Source organism: Salicola sp. AFF1, from assembly GCF_056783195.1.
The window spans coordinates 1-4209 of record NZ_JBXAYL010000057.1; the positions used below are offsets into that span (position 1 = coordinate 1).

Genomic DNA, 4209 nt, shown 5'->3' on the forward strand with positions numbered 1-4209 from the left:
CTCCAATGCTTAACAGGATGGAATCAGTGTGAGGGGTGTTCAGGCCAGCGAATAGGTGTCGGTTCGTTGGCGCTTACGTTTCGGTTGGATGCCTGGTACGATTACCGGGCAGGGCGTGCCGGGGCGAAGGTCGCGGCGCTTGAGTATCAGCAGCGCCTGCAGAGTTTCAACCGGGAATTGCTCCAGGCTTATCTGGAGGCTCTACGTGCTCAGGTGCGAGTCCGGACTCTGGAATCCCGTGTCGACGCTGTCGAGGCCCAACGTGAGCAGGCCAGCTCGCGGCTTGATGCGGGGCTCTCCTCTCGTCTGGATGTTTCGGATGCCCGGGCAGAGCTTAAGCAGGCGGAACTGGAGCTGGTCCGCGCTCGCTCGTCGCGGCATGCGGCCATGCAGGAGTTGACGGCGCTGACGGGAAAAAGCTTTGACAGCGTTGCGGCCCTGGCCGATCACTTTGACCCCCGCGAACATCATTATCCCCCACTTGCCAACATGCTGGAATCCGGACGTGCCCAGAACGCCCGTGTCCGGGTTCTGGACGCAGCGGCGCAACGCGCGGATATGCAACGGAAAAAGGCCAAGGCGGCATTTGCACCGGATATTGATCTAACCCTGACCGCCAATCGTCAGCAGAGCGATCTGGAGGATGGATCCGCCCCCGGCACGCTGGCCAGCAATGATGCTGAGTCGGTCGTTGTGGGTCTTGAGCTTTCGATGCCGTTGTTTACAGGAGGGCGCAACCTTTCCACTTACCGACAGGCAAGGGCGGAGAAAGAGCAAGCCTACGAACAGCGTCGGGCTGCGGTGATTGAAGCCCGTCGTGCAATCAAGGTGAGCGTCAGGGATTTGCGCAGTCTCAAGGAGGCAGTTGGCGCCGCGCGGATGTCGTTGGAAGTGGAAAAGGAAAGGCTTTCGGCCACTCAACGCGCCTTCAAATCCGGTTTACGGGATACGGTGGATGTTGTTCGGGCGCAGCGCTCCCTGTTTTCAGCCCGTCAGGAGTACGAGGAGGCTCGCATCGACTATGTGGATGCGCTTGGACGGCTCCGCGAACAAACCGGGTCACTGGATCAAGCCTTTATGCAATTGGTTAATGGTTGGCTGGAGACTTCTTCATGACGGGATCCCTGTTTCGCAAGGAGGCGGTTGCCTATCAACGGGAACGGCTCTGGGGGGAGATTCTGCTGACACAGCCGTTGTCGTTGCGGCTTTTGAGCGCTGCCGTCGCGGTGGTTCTGGTGTGTTTGATTCTGTACCTGTATCTGGGAACTTATACCCGTAAGGAGACGGTTCAGGGGTATCTGAGTCCTGCCGAGGGCATGGTGGAGGTGCGCGCGTCGCAAACCGGAACCATCACGGACCTGAAAGTTGAGGCTGGTGACCGGGTGGAAAAGGACGAGGTTCTTGCGCGGGTCAGCACTGATAAGACGCTTGAGGAGGGGGGGACCCTGAATACCTTGGTGGTGGACCTTCTGGAGCAACAAAAACGGCAGCTTGAGGAGAGGATTCAACGCCAGAAGCAGCGCCGGGATGCGCGGGAAGTGTATCTTCGGAGTCGTATTGACGGGCATGAGCGCCAGATCCGTCAGCTTGAGGATCAGATCCGGCTCCAGAAGAAACGGGTTGAGCTGGCCCGCAGTCGTTACCAGTCGCTGGAAAACCTTCATCAGGACGAGCTGATTTCTGAAGAGGACTACCAGGCGCGATATCAGACCCTGCTGGACGAGCAGCAGCGACAGAAGCAGCTTCGCCAGTCTCTTTCGGCTGAGAAGGGCGATCTTGAAAACGCACGTTTTGAGCTGGATTCCCTGGAAAGTGAAACCCAGGAGACGGTGGATGAGTTGCAGGCGGAAATCGCACGGCTCGATGAACGGAAACTGCAGCACCGGGGCGAGCATGCGTTTTCCGTAAAAGCGCCCCGTTCCGGACGCATAACCAGCCTTCAGGTCAAGCAGGGCCAGACGGCATCGCCAAGGCGCCCCATGATGGCCATTCTGCCGGAAGGCAGTTCATTGGAGGCGGAACTTCTTGTGCCCAGTCGGGCTATTGGTTTCGTCGAACCTGGTTTGCCGGTACGTGTTCGCTACGAGGCTTTCCCTCATGAACGCTTTGGCAGTCATGAGAGCCATGTATCGAATGTGGCGGAAACCGTGTTGTCCCCTAACGAGGTGGACGCGCCTATCGACCTCCGGACACCGGTCTATCGGGTAAACGCGGAGTTGAGCGAACAAACGCTCACGGCCTATGGCCAGCAAATGTCCCTTGATGCGGGCATGACCCTTCAGGCGGATATCCTTTTGGATGAACGCCCTCTTTACCAATGGATTCTGAAGCCACTCTACAGTCTTAAGGGGACCCTGTAATGGATTCACCGCTGTCCCTGCTGCAGTTCTCCGGTCGCAGGAAGGTGCCGGTCATTCAGCAGACCGCCATGGCCGAGTGCGGTCTTGCATGCCTGGCGATGGTTGCCGGGTTCCATGGCTTTCGCACGGACCTCAATACACTCCGGCGTCGATTCCCTGTCTCTCTGAAAGGGGCAACCCTCAAAAGCCTGATGGCAACCGCGGATCGTCTCAATCTGGGCTCGCGTCCCCTTAAGCTGGAAGTTGATCAGATCCGGGACCTGGAAACACCCGCCATCCTGCACTGGGACATGAATCACTTCGTGGTGTTGGCTGGTTTCAGTGGCAACAAGGCGGTCATCCATGACCCCGCTCAAGGGGCTCGCTATCTGGACCGCGATGAGTTGTCCCAGCATTTCACCGGTATTGCGCTGGAGCTTACCCCAGCACCTGGTTTTGAGAAGGAAGACGAGCGCCGCTCCATGAAGCTGACTGACTTCTGGAGCCGCATCAGTGGATTCAAGGGCGCCCTGGCTCAGGTGCTTGTCCTGTCCTTCGCCTTGCAGGTTTTTTCCCTGGGCGGTCCCTTCTATATGCAGCTGGTGGTGGATGAAGCGCTGGTCAGTTATGACGCGGATCTTCTGCTGGTGCTCGCGCTCGGATTCCTGATGCTGGTGGTCATTGAGATTGCAACTCAGATGCTGCGTTCCTGGGTGGTGCTGATGTTCAGCAGCATGCTCAACATGCAGATGGCGAACAACCTCTTCCGGCACCTGGTGCGGCTGCCACTGGACTACTTCGAGAACCGCCACATTGGTGATGTGGTGTCCCGCTTCCAGTCGCTGCAGCAGGTCAAGGAGATGTTCACCACCGGCTTCGTGGAAGTGCTGGTCGACGGGGTGATGTCCATCATTCTGGTTATTCTCCTCTTCGTTTACAGCCCGATGCTGGCTTTGATTGTCCTGGCCTTCGTCAGCCTCTACCTGCTGTTGCGCCTTGCCCTGTTCCGACCTTTCCGGAATCTTACCGAAGAGAGCATCCTCGCGCAGGCCAAAGAGCAGTCCAACTTCATGGAGACGGTACGTGGTGTGCAGTCGGTTAAGCTGTTTGGTAAAGAAGTGGATCGCCAGAGCCTTTGGCAGAACCGCTACGCGGAACGAATCAATAAGGACATCAGCCTGGGCAAGTTCGACATTGGCTTCAATACGGCCAATGGTCTGCTTTTTGGGCTTGAAAACATCCTTGTCATTTACTTAGGGGCAAGTCTGGTCCTCGAAGGGCAGGGCGCCTTTACCGTTGGCATGCTGTACGCCTTTGTCTCCTACAAGAAGCAGTTCACCTCCAAGGCTGAGGCCCTGATCAACAAGGCCATTGAGTTGAAAATGCTCCGGCTTCATCTGGAACGGATTGCCGATATCGCCAAGTCGCAGACCGAGGCGCACCTGGAGTCGGACGGTGGCGATGACCGTCAGCTTGCGGGGGACTTCCGGCTGCAGGACGTCAGTTACCGGTACACGGAAGAGGATCCCTGGTTGTTCCAGGATCTGTCACTCGAAATTCCGGCGAATCAGGCTGTGGCGATTCGAGGCCCTTCCGGCACGGGCAAGAGCACGCTGCTTAAGATCATGCTCGGCCTGCTTGAGCCCGGTACCGGGGAAGTCCAGGTCAGACTGGAATCGGAGCATGCTGAGGTTACGTATGAGGCCCGCGCGTCGTTCATGGACATCCGGGTGCTTGGTCTGCGCTATTTCCGGGAGCAGGTAGCGGCCGTCATGCAGGAAGACCAGCTGCTCTCCTGTCAATGGCCATCTATTTTGACCCACCTTTGGCCAATAAAATTGACCCACCCTTCATAGTCTAGTTCTTGGTT

Annotated in this window: 3 protein-coding genes; all 3 read left to right on the forward strand. The window is 57.6% G+C overall.

Going from position 1 to position 4209, the window contains the following annotated elements:
• Positions 1 to 66: 66 nt before the first annotated feature.
• The 3 genes from AC1RQI_RS16255 to AC1RQI_RS16265 are packed head-to-tail and all read left to right on the forward strand — an operon-like array spanning position 67 to position 4195.
• Entirely contained in the window at positions 67 to 1116 is a 1050-nt protein-coding gene (locus AC1RQI_RS16255; RefSeq protein ID WP_481905659.1) for a TolC family protein, read from the forward strand.
• The gene (locus AC1RQI_RS16260; protein WP_481905660.1) at positions 1113 to 2360 is read left to right on the forward strand and encodes an HlyD family secretion protein; all 1248 of its coding nucleotides are present in this window, start codon (positions 1113 to 1115) and stop codon (positions 2358 to 2360) included. Before AC1RQI_RS16255 ends, AC1RQI_RS16260 begins: the two co-directional genes overlap by 4 nt.
• On the forward strand, positions 2360 to 4195 hold the full coding sequence (locus tag AC1RQI_RS16265; RefSeq protein ID WP_481905661.1) for a peptidase domain-containing ABC transporter: 1836 nt from the start codon (positions 2360 to 2362) through the stop codon (positions 4193 to 4195). Before AC1RQI_RS16260 ends, AC1RQI_RS16265 begins: the two co-directional genes overlap by 1 nt.
• Positions 4196 to 4209 lie beyond the last annotated feature (14 nt).

Bases quoted from the DNA above. Each gene is read 5' to 3' on its own strand.
- AC1RQI_RS16260 (WP_481905660.1), top strand. From the start codon at position 1,113: ATGACGGGATCCCTGTTTCGCAAGGAGGCGGTTGCCTATCAACGGGAA.
- AC1RQI_RS16265 (WP_481905661.1), top strand. From the start codon at position 2,360: ATGGATTCACCGCTGTCCCTGCTGCAGTTCTCCGGTCGCAGGAAGGTG.